This window comes from Hydrogenophaga aquatica, assembly GCF_054780915.1.
In genome coordinates this window covers 57,730-75,226 of sequence record NZ_BAAGVK010000004.1, presented here as the reverse complement: position 1 = coordinate 75,226, position 17,497 = coordinate 57,730, and the positions used below count along the sequence as shown (strand labels likewise).

Here is a 17,497-nt window from a genome sequence, read left to right as displayed (position 1 = left end):
CATCCCCTGTTTAGGGGAGGGGTGGTGATTTATTTTGTGCCGTCCGGCGGGCCTTCACGCGCTGGCCAGCCGGCCTGACCCAGCACGCCTTCGGTGTGCTCGCCCAAGTGCGGAGCCGGGTGGCGGATGGCGCCAGGGGTGGCGCTGAGCTTGGGCACGATGCCCGGCACCTTCAGGGGCTGGCCGTGGCTGTCCTGCACCTGCAGCACCATGTCGCGCGCCAGGTACTGAGGGTCGTTGGCAATGTCGGCGGCGGTGTAGATCTTGCCCACCGGCACTTCGGCCGCGTCCAGCGCGGCAATCACTTCGTCAATGCTGCGCTGGCTGGTCCAGGCTTCGATGGCAGCGTCCAGTTCCGCGCTGCGGCGTGCGCGGCCATCGTTCTGGGCCAGGTCGGGGTCTTGGCCCAGGTCGTCGCGGCCAATGGCGTGCATCAGCCGTTTGTAGATGCTGTCGCCATTGCCGCCGATGAGCACGTAGCCGCCGTCCGCGCAGCGGTAGGCGTTGGACGGTGCGATGCCGGGCAGGGCGCTGCCTGCGCGTTCGCGCACCACGCCGAAGGCGTCGTACTCGGGCAGCAGGCTTTCCATCAGGTTGAACACGCTCTCGTACAGGGCCACGTCGATCATCTGGCCCTGGCCGCCGCGCGCGTCGCGGTGGTACAGCGCGAACATCACGCCCAGCACCCCGTGCAGCGCGGCGATGGAGTCGCCAATCGACACGCCTGTGCGCACCGGCACGCGCCCCGGCTCGCCGGTGAGGTGGCGCAGCCCGCCCATGGCTTCACCCAGGATGCCGAAGCCGGGCTTGTGTGCGTAGGGCCCGGTCTGGCCGTAGCCCGACAGGCGCAGCATGACCAGCCGGGGGTTGAGCGCGTGCAGGTCTTCCCAGCCCAGGCCCCAGCCTTCCAGGGTGCCGGGCTTGAAGTTCTCGATCAGCACGTCGGCCTCGGCGGCCAGGCGGCGCACCACGTCCTGCCCTTCGGGGGTGCGCAGGTCCAGGCAGACCGAACGCTTGTTGCGCGACTGCACCTCCCACCAGACCGAGGTGCCCTCGCGCAGCAGGCGCCACTTGCGCAGCGGGTCGCCGCCGTTGGGCGGCTCGACCTTGATGACGTCGGCGCCGAAGTCGGCGAGCGTCTTGGCCGCAAAGGGGCCGGCGATCAGCTGGCCCAGTTCCAGTACCTTGAGTCCTTGGAGTGCATGCATGGCCCCGATGGTAGCGTCAGGCTACGGCCTGCGGGTAGCGCGCCTGGGTCTGCGAGGTGTCGCGCAGGTGGTCCTGCGCGGCCAGCACGCCGCTGCCTTGCAGGGGCACACCAGCGAGGCGCAGGCCCATCTCACAGCCGTTGAGCGCAGCCAGCAGCGCAAGGTCGTTGCACTCGCCCAGGTGCCCAATGCGGAACATGCGCCCCTTGAGTTTGCCCAGCCCGGTGCCCAGCGACATGTTGAAGCGTTCGTAGATGAGGCGCCGCACGGCATCGGCGTCGTGGCCTTGGGGGGTGACCACCCCGGTGAGCACGGGCGAGCTGACGCGCGGGTCGGCACACTGCACGTCCAGCCCCCAGGCCTGCACCGCCAGGCGGCAGGCTTGCCCCAGCCGCTGGTGGCGCGCAAAAAGCTGGGGCAGCCCTTCGTCCAGGATCATGTCGATCGCCTCGCTCAGGGCGTAGAGCAGGTTGGTGTTGGGGGTGTAGGGCCAGTAGCCTGTCTTGTTCATCTCGACGATCTCATCCCACGCCCAGAAGGCGCGGGGCAGCCGGGCGTGACGCGACGCTTCCAGGGCCTTGGGCGACAAGGCGTTGAAGCTGATGCCCGGGGGCAGCATCAGGCCCTTTTGGGAGCCGCTCACAGTCACGTCAACGCCCCATTCGTCGTGCCGGTAGTCGGCGGCGGCCAGGCCCGATATGGTGTCCACCATCAGCAGCGCGGGGTGCCCGGCGGCGTCCATGGCGCGCCGCACGGCGGCGATGTCGCTGGTCACGCCGGTGGAGGTTTCGTTGTGCACCACGCACACCGCCTTGATCTGGTGGTTGTCGTCCTGGCGCAGGCGTTGTTCGATCAGGTCGGCCTGCACGCCATGGCGCCAGCTGTTGGGCAGGCCGGTGCTGGGGCAGTTGCCCGGCATGGCCAGAAACTCGGGCGCCAGGCCGAGCCGCAGCGCCATCTTCTGCCACAGGGTGGCGAAATGGCCTGTCTCGTACATCAGCACGGTGTCGCCGGGGCTCAGCGTGTTGGTGAGCGCCGCTTCCCAGGCGCCGGTGCCCGAAGCCGGGTACACCACCACGGGGTGGCGCGTCTGGAAGATCTTCTGCAGGCCCGCAAGCACTTGCAGCCCCAACACGCCGAACTCCGGGCCCCGGTGGTCGATGGTGGGGTAGCTCATGGCGCGCAGCAGGCGGTCGGGCACAGGACTTGGGCCGGGAATCTGCAGGAAGTGGCGGCCTGCGGGGTGGAAGTTGAGGTTGGGCATGGTTTGTCTCCTTGTCTGGCTGGCGAAAAGGCGCAGGCGAACGCACGCCCGCGCTCGGGCGCGATCGGCCCCGGCGGGGCCAAGCAACGGTTTGGGGTGGCGGGAGGTTCAGTCCCGGAAGACAGCCTCGAGGTCCACCTCGGCCGCAGAGCTGTCCAGGGCCAGGCTGCTTTCGATGTGGTCGAGGTGGTCGAGCATGAGCTTTTCGGCGCGGTTGACGTCGCGCTTGGCGATGGCGTCGATGATCTCGGAGTGCTCGTCGGCGCGGCAGCTGATGGCCGTCGGCGCGTCGTAGAGGAAGATGATCAGGCAGGTGAGCGTGGACAGCTCGCGCAGCGTGCGCGACAGGGCCGTGTTGCCCGCCAGTTCCGCCAGAAGCTGGTGGAACTCGCCGGACAGCCGGACCACGGCACGCCGGTCGTCGCGGCGGCGGGCATCCAACTCCAGTTCCTGGTGCTGGCGCAGCCGCGCGATCTTGTCGGGCGTGAGCGTGTTGACCAGGCGGCGCATCACGGCGGGCTCGATCAGGCGCCGGGCCTCGAACACGTCCATGGCCTGCTCGGGGGTGGGCTTGGCCACGAAGGCGCCGCGCTGCGGGTAGAGGTCGACGATCTGCTCGTGCGCCAGTCGGGCCAGCACCTCACGGATACGGGCACGGCTCACGTTGAAGATGTTGGCCAGCCGGTCCTCGCCGAGCTTGGTGCCGGGGTGCAGGCGGTGCTCCAGGATGGCGACATAGATCTTTTCGTAGATTTCGTCGTTGGCCTTCTCGCGTTCAAGGCGGGCGGCGGGGAGCAGGGTTCTGGCGCTGCGCGGCATGGTGCTCAGGTTGAGGTGTGACAGGGGATGACCCGGGTCTGCGGCGGCCCCATCCTCGGTGTGTGGACTGCCGCAGTGGCAGCCCATTCTATCGGCGCGCGCAGCGCGGCCGCGGCGAGGTTCAACGCCAGGCATAGAGCTCTCCCCATCCTTGCACCACTGAAGGGTCGGCGCCCGCTGCCCGCAGCATGCCCCACACCGTGGTGCTGACGGTGTCGAGCAGCGGAATGCCGTGCGCCTGCTCCACCTTGGCAGCCAGTGCCGCCGCACGCAGGTTGGTGCAGAAAGTGGTGATGGCGCCCGGCCTTGCGCTGGCCACCTCATCCATCAGCCCGCGCAGCCGGTCTGGCTCTACCAGCGCGAAGTCGTGATTGACGCAGATGCCCAGGTGTTTTTCGGCGACCACTTCAACGCCGATGTTGCGGTAGTTGTCGACAATTTTTTGCTGAACGTCTGCCGTGTAGGGCGTGACGAGCGCCAGGGTGCTGATGCCCTTGAGCGTCAGCAGTTCGTTGAGTGCCAGCACCGCCGTGGTGGCCCGGATGCCCGTGCGCTCGCGGATGCGCTCGACCAGCCGCTGGTCGGCGTCAAAACCCATCCACCCCGCGGCGGTGCCGCTCCAGCCGATCACGTCTACCTTGGCGTCGGCCAGCAGTTCCGCCGCCGCCAGGATCTTGCTGTCGTCGAACTGCCCCAGCGCCTGCGGCTGCAGGGAAATCTCAGTGACGCGAAAGCGCGAAAAGTGCGCCGACGCGCCGGGGACCTGGCCAACGATGGCACTGGTCAGCGGCTCCAGTGCCGTGTTGGAAGACGGGGTGAGGACACCCAGGCGGATAGGCGAGGCCATCAGAACTCCTGTTGAGAGATGTGCCGGTCTTGACCGGTGTGTGGAAATCATGCCCAAACAAAATTTAGTCGGCATTAGTGTAAACACCAGTGTCAACAAAAGTCAAAAGTAAGACCATTGCGCTACTTGTCGCTATGTCGACAGTGTTGTTGAAAGTGGCATGGGAATTGCGAAGCAAGACACAAAGGAAGAGTTTCATGGATCTGATCGCAGTATTTGTTGACGAAATTGTTGACACTTGCTTGGTGCAAAGTGGGCAACATGGTGCGGGAGTGCACCATGGCTGAGCTTTTCGACCTGGTCGTCCGCCAGGCGCGTGTGGCCACCGCCAGTGACTGCTACGAAGCGGACATAGGCGTGCGCGGCGGGCGCATCGTGCAGATCGGCTCAGGCCTGCCAGCGGGTGTCCGCGAGATCGACGCGGCAGGCCGGGTGGTGACCCCGGGCGGTGTGGATGCCCACTGCCACCTGGACCAGCCGATGGCGCCGCCGGTGCGCATGGCCGACGACTTTGAGAGCGGCACCCGCGCTGCCGCGTGCGGCGGCACCACCACGGTCATTCCGTTTGCCGCGCAGGAAAAGGGGCAGTCCTTGCGGGCCGCGGTGGAGGACTACCACCGGCGGGCCAATGGCCGCGCGCATGTGGACTACGCCTTCCACCTGATCGTGAGTGACCCCACGCCGCAGGTGCTGGGCGAGGAGTTGCCCGGCCTCATCGGCGAGGGCTACACCTCCTTCAAGATCTACATGACCTACGACGACCTGAAGCTCGACGACGGCCAGATCCTGGACGTGCTTCAGGTGGCGCGGGAGCGCGGTGCCATGGCGATGGTCCACGCCGAAAACGCGGACTGCATCGAGTGGCTCACGCGCCGCCTGGAAGCCGCTGGCCGCACGGCGCCGCGTTTCCATGTGCATTCCCGCCCCATGCTGGTGGAGCGCGAGGCCACGCACCGCGCCATTGCCCTGTCCGAGCTGGTGGAGGTGCCCATCCTGATCGTGCACGTGTCTGGGCGCGAGGCGGTGGAGCAGATCCGCTGGGCACGCGGTCACGGCCTGAAGGTGTTTGCCGAAACCTGCCCGCAGTACCTCTTCCTCACCGCTGCCGACCTGGGTGTGGATGACAGCTACCACGGCGCCCGCTGCGTTTGCAGCCCGCCGCCGCGCGACAAGGCCAACCAGGAAGTGATCTGGGACGGCCTGGCCGACGGACTGTTCACCGTGTTCTCGTCCGACCACGCCCCCTTCCGCTTCGACGCGCCCGAGGGCAAGAAGCCCGGCGGCGAAGAGGTGGCGTTCCGTCACATTCCCAACGGCATTCCCGGCATCGAGACGCGCATGGCGCTGCTCTATTCCGAAGGCGTGCTGGGCGGGCGCATCACGCTGGAGCAGTTCGTGGCACTGACTTCCACCAACCCCGCCAAGGCCTACGGACTGCATCCACGCAAGGGCGCCATCGCCATCGGTTCCGACGCCGATTTGGTGATCTGGGACGAGCGCGAATTCATCTTGCGCAACTCGCAACTGCACCACAACGTGGACTACACGCCCTACGAGGGCATGACGCTGCGCGCCTGGCCGGGCATGACGATCGTGGGCGGCGAAGTGGTGTGGGACGGCAAGACCTTCCTGCCACGCCTGGGCCGAGGCCGCTTCCTGCCCTGCGCCCAGCCTTCGCTGTTGCCCAACCGTGAAAGGAGAACGGCATGAAACTGCTGCTCATCAACCCCAACATCTCGGACAGCGTGTCTGACCTGATACGCGCGGAGGCACAGCGCAGCGCCGCGCCCGGCACCGAGGTGGATGTGCTGACCGCGCCGTTCGGCGTGGCCTACATCGAAACGCGCTTCGAGGCGCTGATCGGCGCCTACGCCGCTGCCCAACTGGCCGCCGAGCACCATGCGCGCTACGACGCCGTGGTGGTGGCCGCCTTTGGCGACCCGGGTCTTGCGGGCCTGCGCGAGGCTTTGCCTTGCCCAGTGACCGGACTGACGGAAGCGGCGCTGGCCAGCGCCTGCCTGCTGGGACAGCGCTTTTCCATCGTGGCCATTTCACAGCGCATCCGTGCCTGGTACCGCGAGACGGTGCAGGCCTACGGCCTGGAAGGGCGGCTGGCCAGCATACGCGGGCTGGACGAACCGCTGGCCGACATCGGCAACGTCCAGGGCAACCAGGGTGAACGCCTGGTGGCGCTGGCCGAGCGTTGCGTGGACGAGGACGGCGCCGATGTGATCGTGCTGGCAGGGGCTCCGCTGGCCGGGCTGGCACGCAGTCTGCGCGGGCGCCTGCCCGTGCCCATGGTGGACGGCGTGTCCAGCGCCGTGCGCCATGCCGAATCGCTGGTGGCGTTGCAGCCCGGCCGTGCCACGCGCGGCAGCTTCGCGCCGCCTCCCACCAAACCTAACAAGGGCCTTGGCCCTGCTATCGCCACGCTGCTGGAACGCGGCGCGGCCCGTTAACACCCCCCTCCTCACCGAAAGGAATCCCCATGAAAACCGCACGCCTGACCCGTGTCATCGCCCCCCTCACTTTGCTGGCCGCAGCGTTGCTGCCCCTGCAGGCCGCGCACGCGCAGCAAAAGCTGCAGATCGCCGGCAACTTCGCCACCGAACACCCCAGCAGCGTGGCGGTGGAGCAGGTCTTCAAGAAAGAGGTGGCGCGCCTGACCAACAACCAGTTGCAGGTGGACGTGTTCCCGGCCATGCAGCTGGGCGGCGCCAAGGAAAACATCGACGCTGTGCGCTCCGGCACGCTGGCGCTGACCTGGGTCGGTGCGGCCTTCCTGTCGCGCATTGCACCGGAACTGGAGGCCGTGAGCCTGCCCTTCGTGTTCAGCAGCCGCGAAACGGCCTTCCGTGTCATTGACGGCGCGGTGGGCGACGCCATCGACAAGAAGCTGCAGGACAAGGGCTTCATCAGCCTGGGCTGGATGGAGCTGGGCATGCGCCACATCACCAACAGCAAGGGGCCGATCCGCTCGATGGCCGACCTCAAGGGCCTGAAGGTGCGCCTGCAACCCAACGAGACGCACCTGGCAACCTTCCGCGCGCTGGGCGCCAACCCGGTGGCCATGGACGTGAAGGAGCTGTATTCCGCGCTGGAGCAGCACGTGGTCGACGGCCAGGAGAACCCGTATACGGTGATCTCGGCGTCGCGCTACGGCGAGGTGCAGAAGCACCTGAGCAACTCGGGCCACTTCTTCGACTTCATCGCCGTGGTGGCCAGCAAGCGCGCGTTCGAGCAGCTCAAGCCCGAGCACCAGAGCGCCGTGCGCGAAGCCATGGCCGCGACGATTGCCCACCAGCGCAAGCTGGCCGCCGAGACGGAGGCCAAGGCGCTGGCGGACCTCAAGGGCAAGATGACCTACACCGAGATCGCTCCCGCCGCGCTGGAGGAAATGCGCAAGGCGTCCACGGTTGTCATCGATTCGGTGAAGAAGCGCGCTGGCGCCGAGCTGGTGGACCGCGTGCTGGCCGAAGCCGCCAAGCGCTGAGGAGAGCGTCATGCAGGAGGCTGTCATGAAACTTCCCATACTGCCCGCGGTGTACGACACCGCGCGTCTGCCGGGCCGGGTGCTGCTGGCGCTGGACCGGGCCGTGATGCTGGCGCTGCTGGTGGCCGTGGCGGTGATGGTGGGGGTGGTCTCGGCCCAGGTGGCCTTGCGTTACGGCTTCAACCAGTCGATCGACTGGGCGGATGAGGTCTCGCGCCTGGCATTCGTGTGGAGCATGTTCCTGGCCATCCCGCTGGGCGTACGTCAGGGCGCGCACATTGGCATCGACATCGTCGTCAACCGCATGCCGCCGCTGGTGCAGAAGGGCCTGCGACGGGCCGCTGCGCTGCTGAGCGCGGCGATGATGTCCGCCGTGGCCTGGGCTGCCGTTGGCGTGGCGCGCGAACAGTGGGACGAGCTGATGTCCACGCTCGACTGGAGCGTGGGCTGGTTCATCGTGCCGGTGGGGGTGGGGGCGTTGCTGTCGGCACTGCACCTGCTGCGCATCGCCATAGAAGGCCCGCCCCACATGGCGGCAGGAGGTGCGGAATGAGCGCCGCCATCGTCATCGGGTTCATGCTGCTGGCCACGCTGGGCCTGCCCATCGCCTTTTCCATGGGCGTGGCCGCCCTGGGCGGGCTGTGGGTGGCGGGGGTGGACTTTTCCATGGTGCCGCAACGCATGATGCACGCGGTCAACTCTTTCCCGCTCATGTCGATCCCCTTCTTCATGCTGGCCGGGGAGTTGATGATCAAGGCGGGCATCGTCGAGCGGCTCATCAGCCTGGCCAACGCCATGGTGGGGCGCGTGCGGGGCGGCATGGCGCACGTGACCATGCTGTCGGGCGCGGGTCTGGCCACGGTGTCCGGTGCGGCTGTGTCCGACGCCAGCGCGCTGTCGTCGATCCTGGTGCCGTCGCTTTCCAAGATCTACGACCGGGGCTTTGCCGCCGCCATCGTGGCTGCCGCTGCCAACCTGGGGCCCATCATCCCGCCCAGCGGGGCGATGATCGTCTACGCCTTCATGGCGGGGTCGTCGGTGTCGGTGGGCGGCCTGTTCATGGCAGGGGTGGTGCCGGGCATCATCATCTGCGTGGGCTTCATGCTGCTGTGTTCCTGGATCGCGACGCGCCGGGGCTGGGCGGTCACGGGCGAGCCGTTCCGCCTGTCGTTCGTGCTGTCGGAGCTGCGCCGTTCGCTGCTGGTGCTGGCCATGCCGGTGTTGGTGATCGGCGGCATCGTGGGGGGCGCGTTCACACCCACCGAGGGCGCTGCCATCGCGGTGGTGTACGCCCTGGCCATCGGCTTCTTCATCACGCGCCGTCTGCAGATCAGCGATCTGCCGGGGGTCGTGGTGCGTGCAGCCATCACCTCTGCCGTTGTGGGGGCGCTCATCGCCTTCGCGTCCATCATCACCTACCTGATGACGGTGGATCTGCTGCCGCAGAAGCTGTCGGCGCTGCTGTTGTCCGTCACTTCCGAGCCGCTGGTGTTCCTGCTGCTGGTGTCCCTGCTGCTGTTCGTGGTGGGGATGTTCCTGGAGTCGAACGCGGCCTACATCATGCTGGTGCCGTTGCTGCACCCGATCGCGCTGCAGTACGGCATCGACCCGCTGCACTTCGGCTTCCTGTTCGTGCTCAACCTGGTGATCGGCATGCTGACCCCGCCCGTGGGCGTGGTGCTGTTCGTGGTGTGCGGGGTGACCCGGGTGCCCATGCGGGAGATGGTGCGCAGCGCGTGGCCCTTCATCACGCTGATGTACGCCGTGCTGGTGCTTTGCATGCTGTTTCCACAAGTCGTTACGACCCTGCCGCGCGCGCTGGGCTACTGAAGCCCTGCAGCAAGGCGCTGTTCGCTGCCGAGCGTTGTACGGACGTTCTCTTCATTTTCAACCACCGAAGGAGTACCGCGATGAATGCCATCCGAAGTGTCACCCATTCGTTCGTTTCCATGGCCAGTGCTGCGGCGCTGGTGTTGGGGGCCGCAGCCGCGCAGGCACAGGACCGCCTGAGCTTCAAGGTCATTGGCCAGCCGCTGGCCACGGGGAACATCCAGAAGAACAAGGAACAGCCGTTCTTCGAGCAGTTCGCGGCCAAGACGGGCCTGCCCATCGACATGGACTACAAGCCCATCGACACGCTGGGCATCAAGGACACGGAGCAGCTGCGCGTGATGAAGTCGGGGCTGTTCGACATCGTGTCGCTGCGCGTGTCGCAGAACTCGCGCGACGAACCCACGCTGCTGGGGCTTGACCTGGTGGGCGCCAGCCCCGATTACGCCACGGCGGGCAAGGTCACCAAGGCCTGGTTCTCGTCGGTGGACCAGCGGCTGCAGCAGCAGTTCCAGGTGAAGCTGCTGGGGGTGTGGCCTTTCGGCCCGCAGATACTGTTCTGCAAGAAGCCCATTGCCAAGCTGGCCGACATCAAGGGCATGAAGGTGCGCGTGTACGACCAGAACCTGGCCAAGTTCATTGAACTGGTGGGCGGCACACCGGTGCCGGTGTCGTTCGCCGACACGCACCAGTCGCTGTCCCTGGGTGTGGTGGATTGCGCCATCACCGGCCCCAGTTCGGCCAACTCTGCTGGCTGGCCCGAGGTGACGACGCACCAGCTGCCGCTGGGCTTCCAGATGGCGCTCAACGGCTATGCGATCACGCTCAAGGCCTGGAACCGCCTGAACGCTGACCAGCAGGCCCGCCTGCAGGCGGCGTTCGATGGCCTTACCTCGGAGATCTGGACCTATTCCGAAGAGCTGTTCCAGGACGCCCTGAACTGCAACGTTGGCAAGGACCCCTGCACCACGGGCAAGAAGTTCAAGCTGACCAACGTACCGGTTTCCCCTTCGGACATTGAGCTGGTGCGCAGCGCGGTGAGCAAGGTTTCCCTGCCCGCGTGGGCCGAAGTGTGCGACAAGGCCAACGCCGGGTGTTCCCAGCGCTGGGGTTCTGCGGTATCACCTGTCCTGGGGCTGAAATGAGCAGCGCGCCCGCGACCGCCGTTTCCGCGTCGCGGGCCGCCCCAACGAAAGGCGGGGCGGCCCATTCAACACAGGGGAATCAGGGCATGAAGGAACACATCGAAAACTGGCTGGGCACCGTCTTCGGGGGCATCTTTCTCCTGCTCGCGGTGATCGTCACGGTCGAGACGCTGGCGCGCAAGCTGTTCAACGTGTCGCTGCAGGGCGCCGACGAGCTGGGCGGGTATGCGCTGGCGGTGGGTTCCACCATCGCCTTCAGCCTGGCGCTGTTCGGGCGCAACCACATCCGCGTCGACGTGTTCCATGGGCACTTCCCGCCCAGACTGCAGGCCTGGCTGAACTGGTTCTCCATTACGGCGCTGGCCGTGTTCGCGGGGTTCATCGCCTGGGTGGCCTACAAGGTCATCGTCGACACGCTGGCCTACCAGAGCACGGCCCAGACCCCCTGGGCCACGCCCCTGATCTACCCGCAGGGTGCCTGGTACGCGGGGCTGGTGGTGTTTGCGCTGGTGGCGCTGGTGCTGGCGGGGCGCGCCACGGTGCTGATGGTGCGCGGTGACACGCAGGTGCTCAACCGCGACTTCCACCCCAAGAGCGTGAAGGAAGAGCTCAAGGAAGAACTCGACGACCTGGCCCAGCGCACAGGCATGGAACAAGGAGCACGGACATGAGTGTGGGCCTGATTGGACTGGCCTTTGCGGCCATGATCGGCATGATGCTGGTGGGCGTGCCCATTGCGGTGTCTATGGCGGCGGTGGGCATCGTGGGCGGGATCGCCGCCTATGGCGTGCCTTTCATGGACTCCATCGCGCCGGTGGTCTGGGGGGTGCAGAACGAGAACCTGCTTACCTCCATTCCGCTGTTCGTGCTGCTGGGCGAACTGCTGCTGCGCTCGGGCATTGCCGACCGCATGTACCTGGCACTGTCGGCCTGGCTGGGGCGCATGCCGGGCGGGCTGCTGCACACCAACATCGGCAGCTGCGCCCTGTTCTCTGCCACCTCGGGCTCGTCCGTGGCAACGGCCGCCACCGTGGGCACCGTGGCCCTGCCATCGCTGGTCAAGCGCGGCTACCCCATGCGCGCCTCGCTGGGTACGCTGGCCGCAGGCGGCACGCTGGGCATCCTCATTCCGCCCAGCGTGAACATGATCGTCTATGGCTCGCTCACCAACAACTCCATTGGCAAGCTGTTCATCGCAGGCATCATCCCCGGGCTGCTGCTGACTTCGTGCTTCATGCTCTACATCTGGATGAGCAGCCTGGCCAGCGGAACAGCCATCCGCGAAGACAAAGTGCCGCTGGACGTGCGCATCCGCAGCCTGGTGCACCTGGTGCCGCCGCTGGTGGTGTTCGGCATCGTCATGGGCAGCCTGTACTTCGGTATTGCCACCGCTACCGAAAGCGCGGCGCTGGGTGTGATGGCGGCGCTCTTCTTCGTCTGGCGCTCCGGCCGGCTGCAGTGGGAGGTGCTGCGTACCTGCTTCATTTCCACCGCGCGGGTCAGCGGCATGATCCTGCTCATCATCACGGCAGCGTTCATCCTCAACCTCACCATCAGCCTGACGGGCGTGGCCGACTCCATGACCAAGTGGGTGGCGGGACTGGGCCTGTCCGCCACGGGCCTTCTGCTGGCGCTGATCGTGTTCTACCTGGTGCTGGGCATGTTCATGGACGTGCTGTCGATGCAGGTGGCCACCATTCCCATCACCTATCCCATCGCCACCGCGCTGGGGGTGGACCCGATCTGGTTCGGCATCTTCGTGGTGCTTATGTGCGAGCTGGGCATGATCACTCCGCCCGTGGGCATGAACCTTTTCGTGGTGCACGGCATACGGCCCGACAAGGGCGGCATACAGGATGCCATGTGGGGGGCCTTGCCTTACGCGGTGATCATGATCGCGTTCACGCTGCTGATCATTGCCCTGCCTGAACTGGTGACCTGGCTGCCCGGCCGCATGTGAGGAGTGAGCGATGACCGAGACCTTGTGGCAATTGCCCGCGGTGGAACTGGCCAGGCGCTACCGTGAGCGCAGCTTGAGCCCGGTGGATGTGGCCCAGGCCTGCCTGGCCCGGCTGGAGGCGGTGAACCCGCGCCTGAACGCCGTGGTGGCGCGCCGTGACGAGGCCTTCCTGGCCGAGGCCCGGGCCAGTGCCCGGCGCTTCGAGCAGGGGCAACCGCTGTCGGTGCTGGACGGCGTGCCCCTGACCGTGAAGGACAGCCTGTACACGGTTGACCAGCCCACCACCTGGGGCACCCGTGCGCTGAAAGACCACTGCACCGGGCAGGACGAACTGGCAGTGGCCCGCGCGCGGGCGGCAGGTGCACCCATGCTGGGCAAGACCAACGTGCCCGAGTTTGCGCTGGAGGGCTATACCGACAACCCCCTGTTCGGTCCCACGGGCAACCCCTGGAACGCAGCTCTCACGCCGGGCGGCTCCAGCGGCGGCGCGGTGGCTGCGGTGGCCAGTGGCGTTGGGCCGCTGGCCATTGCGCAGGACGGTGGCGGCTCCATCCGCCGGCCCGCCTCGCACGCCGGGGTGGTGGGCCTCAAGCCTTCGCTGAGCGCGGTGCCCCGCCAGCACGTGCTGCCCAGTCTGTTGCTGGATTTCGAGATCATCGGCCCCCTGGCGCGCACGGTGGCCGACGCGCGGCTGCTGTTCAGCGTGATGCGCGGGCCTGCGGCGGTGGACCGCCTGTCGCTGGCGGCAGCACATGCCTGCGCGCAGCCGCGCGAGCGCCGCCCCTTGCGCGTGCTCTACGTGGAACGTTTGGGCGACGCACCGCTGGACCCGCAGATCGCGGCCAGCGTAGGGCAGGCGGTGGACCGGCTCGCGCAGCTCGGCCACCATGTGCGCCGTGGCGCGCTGCCGCTGGACTTGAGCTTCTTTGCGGGCGCCTGGCCGCAGATCGGGCAGATCGGCCTGGCCAGCATGTTTGACCAGCACCCCGAATGGGAGGCTCTGGCTTCGCCCAAGTACCGCGACATGGCCGCCCAGGGCCGCAAGCTGCCCGCCACCGTGCTGTGGCAGGTGTGGGAGCGGGTGACGCAACTGCGCCGTGACAGTGCAGCCCTGTTCGAGCAGACCGACGTGGTGGTCATGCCCTCGGCGGCGGCGCTGCCCTGGCCTGCACGCGAGGCTTACCCCCCCAGAATCGACGGGCAGGACGTGGGGCCGCGCGGCCACGCCATCTACACCGGCTGGGTCAACGCGGCCGGGCTGCCCGCGCTGGCCGTGCCCACGGCCCCCGCTGCAGACGGCCTGCCGATTGGCATGCAGATGGTGGGGCCCTACGGCAGCGACGACATGCTGCTGGACCTGGGCGAGGCCTACGAGGCCGCGGCCCCGTGGGCCCACCGCTGGCCCGAACTCTGAGCGGTCAGAGCAGCACGCTCGCTTCGCCGACGCCGTCGAAGCGGGCGGTCACCGCGTCACCTGCCTGGGCGTGCAGGATGCCGCACCAGGTGCCGGTGGTCACCACCGTGCCCGCGGGCAGCACGGCGCCATCGCGCGTGGCATGACGAAGCCAGGCGGGCAGCAGGTAGGCAGGGTCGTTGAGGGAATGCGTGCCCGTGAAGGTTCGCACAGGCTGCTGGCCCATCTGCACCTCGCAGGTCTGCGCGGCCCAGTCGCGCGGCTGGTAGGGCACCCATTCGCCCAGCACCAGCGCGCCATGCGACTGCAGGTCGGCCAGCTTGCAAAGTGCGGGGGCGTCCAGCCCCTGTTGCCAGCGCGTGTCCACGATTTCGATGGACACGGTCATCGCCTCCACCAGCGCATGGGCGGTTTCGGGTGTGAGCGTCGAGGCCAGCGCCAGGTCAACAGGGCTGCCCAAGCGCAGGGCGATCTCGGCTTCGATGCCGCGGATGTGAAAGGGCCAGTCGCCCGCCACGGCAGGGCTGTCCCACACGCCTTCGGGAGGCAGGGGGGCGTGGGTGAGCACGGCGTCGCGGCCCGGGCCGCCAGACTTCCAGAAGAGCGGGGGCGCATCGCCGAACCAGCCGAGCTGTGCGCCCACGGCAGCCTGCGCGGCATAGGCCGCTTCAGGGGTCTGCAGAAAGGCCTGAACCGTTTGTGCGTCAACGGGCTGGTGCGTCCGGCGGGCCTGAACGAGGGCTTCGGCAGCGGGGTGGCGGGTGGTGGATGTCATGGGTCTTGCAGCAGGTGAAAAAGGCCATTCTGCGGCGCAGGCCGCGCGGGGACAAGCCCGCACGCGGTCATTTCAGTTGTGACTTTCGCTGGGCCAATCGGGAAGCGTGTCTCAGCGGCCGATCTGCAGCCGGATGTGCTGCAACAGGCCCTCGCAGGCGTCTTCCACCAGGTCGAGCACCTGCTCGAAGCCATCGGCACCGCCGTAGTAGGGGTCGGGCACTATGGTGGCATCGTGCTGCAGGCAGAACTCGGTGAAGCGGCGCAGCTTGTGGTGGTGTTCGGGCGGGCACATGGACCGCGCCAGCGCCAGGTTGTCGTGGTCCATGGCCAGCAGCAGGTGGGCCTGTTCGAAGTCGGCGCGGGTCAGCTGGCGTGCGCGCAGATCACCCAGCTCGTAGCCACGCGAACGGGCGTGGCGCTGGCTGCGCGGATCGGGTGGCTCGCCCGGGTGGTAGTTGTGCGTGCCTGCGGAGCCGATACGCACATGGGCGGCCAGCCCCGCCTGGTGCACGAGGTCGCGGAACACCCCATGCGCGGTGGGGCTGCGGCAGATGTTGCCCATGCAGAAGAAAATGACGTGGAAGTCTTGCGGTGTGTTCGCCATGCCGTGATTGTGCGGTGTTCGGGGTGATGGGTTGAGGAGCTGCCGATGAAGAGTTTCAGGCGCTGGACGGCGGGGCTGTGGCTGACACTGGGTGCGGCCGGGGCGCAGGCCGCCACCGAAGTGCACTGGCGTTGCGAGGTGGTCTACCAGCCGGCGCGCGAGGTCTGGGTGCGCGAGCTGACGCTGACCCACGACAACCGGCGCCTCACCCGGGTGGCCATCGACGGTGTGCCGGTGTACACCTTCTCGGTGTACGGGCAGTGGATATTGACTTCGCAAGACAACGAGCGCGTGCAGATCGACGTGGGCTCGCGCACCTGGCAGAGCGACTTTCGCGGGCTGGCCAGCGGGCAGGGGCGCTGCGAGCCGATGTAGCCTCAGCTCTTCACTGTGCTCTCCATCACGTAACGCGTGATGGCAGGCGGCTCCGTGCCGATGTGAAAGGCCAGACGGCGCTCGCGCAGCGCCACGTCGGCGGTGCTGATGCGGTTGAAGCGGCGCAGGTGTTCGGTCCACGATTCGTCCACCACCTGTTCCACGAAGCGCCCCGGGTCGCTCAGGTCGTGCAGCAGTTCCCAGTGCAGGGCCCCCTGGCGCAGCCGGCTGCGGCGGCTTTCCTGCATCAGGCGGCGGAAGTCGTCGGCCCGTGCCGGGTCTATGCGGTACTCGATGCTGATCATCACGTGCCCGCTGGGCGGCGGGGTTTCGGCGCTCGGCGTTTTCCAGCGCACGGGGGTCAGGTCTTCCAGCGGCCCGCGCTCGCGTACAAAGCGCTGTGCCAGCCAGGTTGCCGTCAAGCCCGAAAGCGCTGCCAAGCCCACGCTGGTGTGCACGTCCGTCCAGCCCGCCACCTTGCCCCAGAAGGCCGCGCCCAGGGCACTGCCTCCCATGATCGCCATCTGGTACATCGACATGCCGCGCGCGCGCACCCAGTCCGGCAGGGTCAGCTGTGCCGACACACTCAGCGAATTCGCCGTGGCGATCCAGGCCATGCCCGCCATGAACATGGCCGGCAGGGCCCAGCCCACGCTGGGGGCGAAAGCCATGCCCGCCATGGCCAGCGACTGCACCGTCACCCCGCCCATCACGACCGTGTCGCGCGGCAGGTTCTGGCGCAGGCGCGGCAGGAACAGCGCCGACACGATGGCCCCGCTGCCCATGGTGGCCAGCAGCACGGTGAAGGTGCCCGCGTTGCCGCCAGCCATGCCCAGGGCCAGCAGCGGCAGCAGCGCCATCAGCGCCGTGGAGTGGAAGAAGAACAGTGAGATGTGCAGGTACACCACCCGCAGCCGTGACGACTGGTGCACGAACTGCCAGCCCACCCGCATGGCGCTCCAGAACGGTTCGCGCCCCAGCGGGTTGGGCGGCTGCTCGCGCCGCCAGCGCCAGATGATCACTGCCGACGCCAGGGCCAGCAGCGCGTTGAGCACGAACACGTAGGCGCTGCCCAGCCCCGCGATGATGGCCCCCGCCAGCAGCGGGCCGATGATGCGCGACGCGTTCATCGACACACCATTGAGCGCCAGGGCCTGCGGCAGCTGCTGGCGTGGCACCAGTTCCGGCACGATGGCGGCGAACACCGGCCAGCGCATGGCCAGCCCAACGCCATTGGCAAACACCAGCGCCAGCAGTACCGGGGGCGACATGCCGCCCAGCAGGATCACGGCGCACAGCGTCAACGCCACCATGGCAATCCACAGCTGTGTGCCCAGGAAGTAGCGGCGCCGGTCCAGCGTGTCGGCCAGTGCCCCGCTGGGCAACCCCAGCAGGAACACCGGCAAGGTGGCCGCCGTCTGCACCAGCGCCACCCATACCGGCGAGCTGGTCAGCGATGTCATGAGCCACGCCGCCGCCACGTCGTTCATCCACATGCTCACGTTGGCCATCAGCCAGGTGAGCCACAGCGTGCGGAACACCACGTGCTGGAAGGGGGCCAGCGCGGCCAGTCCCAGGGGCGGCCTGGGGGCGGAGGGGGGCGGTTCGTCGGTCGCCGGGTTCTGGGACATGCACCGATTGTGCCGCTGGATTCGAGACAGTGCTGCGGCCAGGGTGACCTGTCTGCAGCAGGGGTGTCAGCCGGGCGGGTCTATGATGTCAGTCAGGGCCCGCGTTGCAAGGCGGCGGGCGCCAGTCAAC

The 17,497-nt window shown here is 67.6% G+C and carries 17 protein-coding genes; 10 read left to right on the top strand and 7 right to left on the bottom strand.

The features are described from left to right. Positions 1–29: 29 nt before the first annotated feature. From ACYVHH_RS04430 to ACYVHH_RS04415, 4 genes are all read right to left on the bottom strand, one after another. Positions 30–1,208: a CaiB/BaiF CoA transferase family protein gene (locus ACYVHH_RS04430; RefSeq protein ID WP_460563872.1), complete on the bottom strand. Its 1,179-nt coding sequence runs from the start codon at positions 1,206–1,208 to the stop codon at positions 30–32. Positions 1,209–1,224: 16 nt separating this feature from the next. Beyond that, a complete protein-coding gene (locus tag ACYVHH_RS04425; RefSeq protein WP_460563871.1) occupies positions 1,225–2,472 on the bottom strand; it encodes a pyridoxal-phosphate-dependent aminotransferase family protein in 1,248 nt (415 codons plus the stop codon). A 108-nt stretch (positions 2,473–2,580) separates the two neighbouring features. Next, entirely contained in the window at positions 2,581–3,426 is an 846-nt protein-coding gene (locus ACYVHH_RS04420; protein WP_460563870.1) for a GntR family transcriptional regulator, read from the bottom strand. Continuing rightward, entirely contained in the window at positions 3,413–4,138 is a 726-nt protein-coding gene (locus ACYVHH_RS04415) for a maleate cis-trans isomerase family protein (RefSeq protein ID WP_460563869.1), read from the bottom strand. The genes ACYVHH_RS04420 and ACYVHH_RS04415 overlap by 14 nt, the downstream gene beginning before the upstream one ends. Before the next feature lie 279 nt (positions 4,139–4,417). On the opposite strand from ACYVHH_RS04415, the gene hydA reads away from it, so the two are divergent. The 9 genes from hydA to ACYVHH_RS04370 all read left to right on the top strand — a co-directional run bounded on the left by hydA (position 4,418) and on the right by ACYVHH_RS04370 (position 13,980). Continuing rightward, entirely contained in the window at positions 4,418–5,848 is a 1,431-nt protein-coding gene (gene hydA / locus ACYVHH_RS04410; RefSeq protein ID WP_460563868.1) for a dihydropyrimidinase, read from the top strand. After that, positions 5,845–6,597, top strand: coding sequence for an aspartate/glutamate racemase family protein (locus tag ACYVHH_RS04405; RefSeq protein ID WP_460563866.1), 753 nt, complete (start codon positions 5,845–5,847; stop codon positions 6,595–6,597). Before hydA ends, ACYVHH_RS04405 begins: the two co-directional genes overlap by 4 nt. Before the next feature lie 29 nt (positions 6,598–6,626). Continuing rightward, on the top strand, positions 6,627–7,631 hold the full coding sequence (locus ACYVHH_RS04400; RefSeq protein WP_460563865.1) for a TRAP transporter substrate-binding protein: 1,005 nt from the start codon (positions 6,627–6,629) through the stop codon (positions 7,629–7,631). A 25-nt stretch (positions 7,632–7,656) separates the two neighbouring features. After that, a complete protein-coding gene (locus ACYVHH_RS04395; RefSeq protein WP_460563863.1) occupies positions 7,657–8,184 on the top strand; it encodes a TRAP transporter small permease in 528 nt (175 codons plus the stop codon). Beyond that, positions 8,181–9,461, top strand: coding sequence for a TRAP transporter large permease (locus ACYVHH_RS04390; protein WP_460563862.1), 1,281 nt, complete (start codon positions 8,181–8,183; stop codon positions 9,459–9,461). The genes ACYVHH_RS04395 and ACYVHH_RS04390 overlap by 4 nt, the downstream gene beginning before the upstream one ends. Positions 9,462–9,541: 80 nt before the next feature. Next, positions 9,542–10,606 (top strand): TRAP transporter substrate-binding protein, encoded by a 1,065-nt coding sequence (locus ACYVHH_RS04385; RefSeq protein WP_460563861.1) that lies wholly within the window; start codon positions 9,542–9,544, stop codon positions 10,604–10,606. 86 nt (positions 10,607–10,692) lie between these two features. Next, entirely contained in the window at positions 10,693–11,277 is a 585-nt protein-coding gene (locus ACYVHH_RS04380; protein WP_460563860.1) for a TRAP transporter small permease subunit, read from the top strand. Then, the gene (locus ACYVHH_RS04375) at positions 11,274–12,566 is read left to right on the top strand and encodes a TRAP transporter large permease (protein WP_460563859.1); all 1,293 of its coding nucleotides are present in this window, start codon (positions 11,274–11,276) and stop codon (positions 12,564–12,566) included. Before ACYVHH_RS04380 ends, ACYVHH_RS04375 begins: the two co-directional genes overlap by 4 nt. A gap of 10 nt (positions 12,567–12,576) precedes the next feature. Next, positions 12,577–13,980, top strand: a complete 1,404-nt coding sequence (locus ACYVHH_RS04370; protein ID WP_460563858.1) for an amidase — start codon at positions 12,577–12,579, stop codon at positions 13,978–13,980. 4 nt (positions 13,981–13,984) lie between these two features. On the opposite strand, the gene ACYVHH_RS04365 is transcribed toward ACYVHH_RS04370, so the two are convergent. Further along, a complete protein-coding gene (locus ACYVHH_RS04365) occupies positions 13,985–14,755 on the bottom strand; it encodes a fumarylacetoacetate hydrolase family protein (RefSeq protein ID WP_460563857.1) in 771 nt (256 codons plus the stop codon). 111 nt (positions 14,756–14,866) lie between these two features. After that, positions 14,867–15,361 carry a low molecular weight protein-tyrosine-phosphatase gene (locus ACYVHH_RS04360; protein ID WP_460563856.1) on the bottom strand — a complete coding sequence of 165 codons (495 nt, stop codon included), beginning with the start codon at positions 15,359–15,361 and terminating at the stop codon, positions 14,867–14,869. A gap of 45 nt (positions 15,362–15,406) precedes the next feature. Between ACYVHH_RS04360 and ACYVHH_RS04355 the strand changes: the two genes are divergently transcribed. Then, positions 15,407–15,736 carry a hypothetical protein gene (locus tag ACYVHH_RS04355; RefSeq protein ID WP_460563855.1) on the top strand — a complete coding sequence of 110 codons (330 nt, stop codon included), beginning with the start codon at positions 15,407–15,409 and terminating at the stop codon, positions 15,734–15,736. A 2-nt stretch (positions 15,737–15,738) separates the two neighbouring features. Here ACYVHH_RS04355 and ACYVHH_RS04350 read toward each other — a convergent pair whose 3' ends face one another. Continuing rightward, entirely contained in the window at positions 15,739–17,367 is a 1,629-nt protein-coding gene (locus ACYVHH_RS04350; RefSeq protein WP_460563854.1) for an MFS transporter, read from the bottom strand. Positions 17,368–17,497 lie beyond the last annotated feature (130 nt).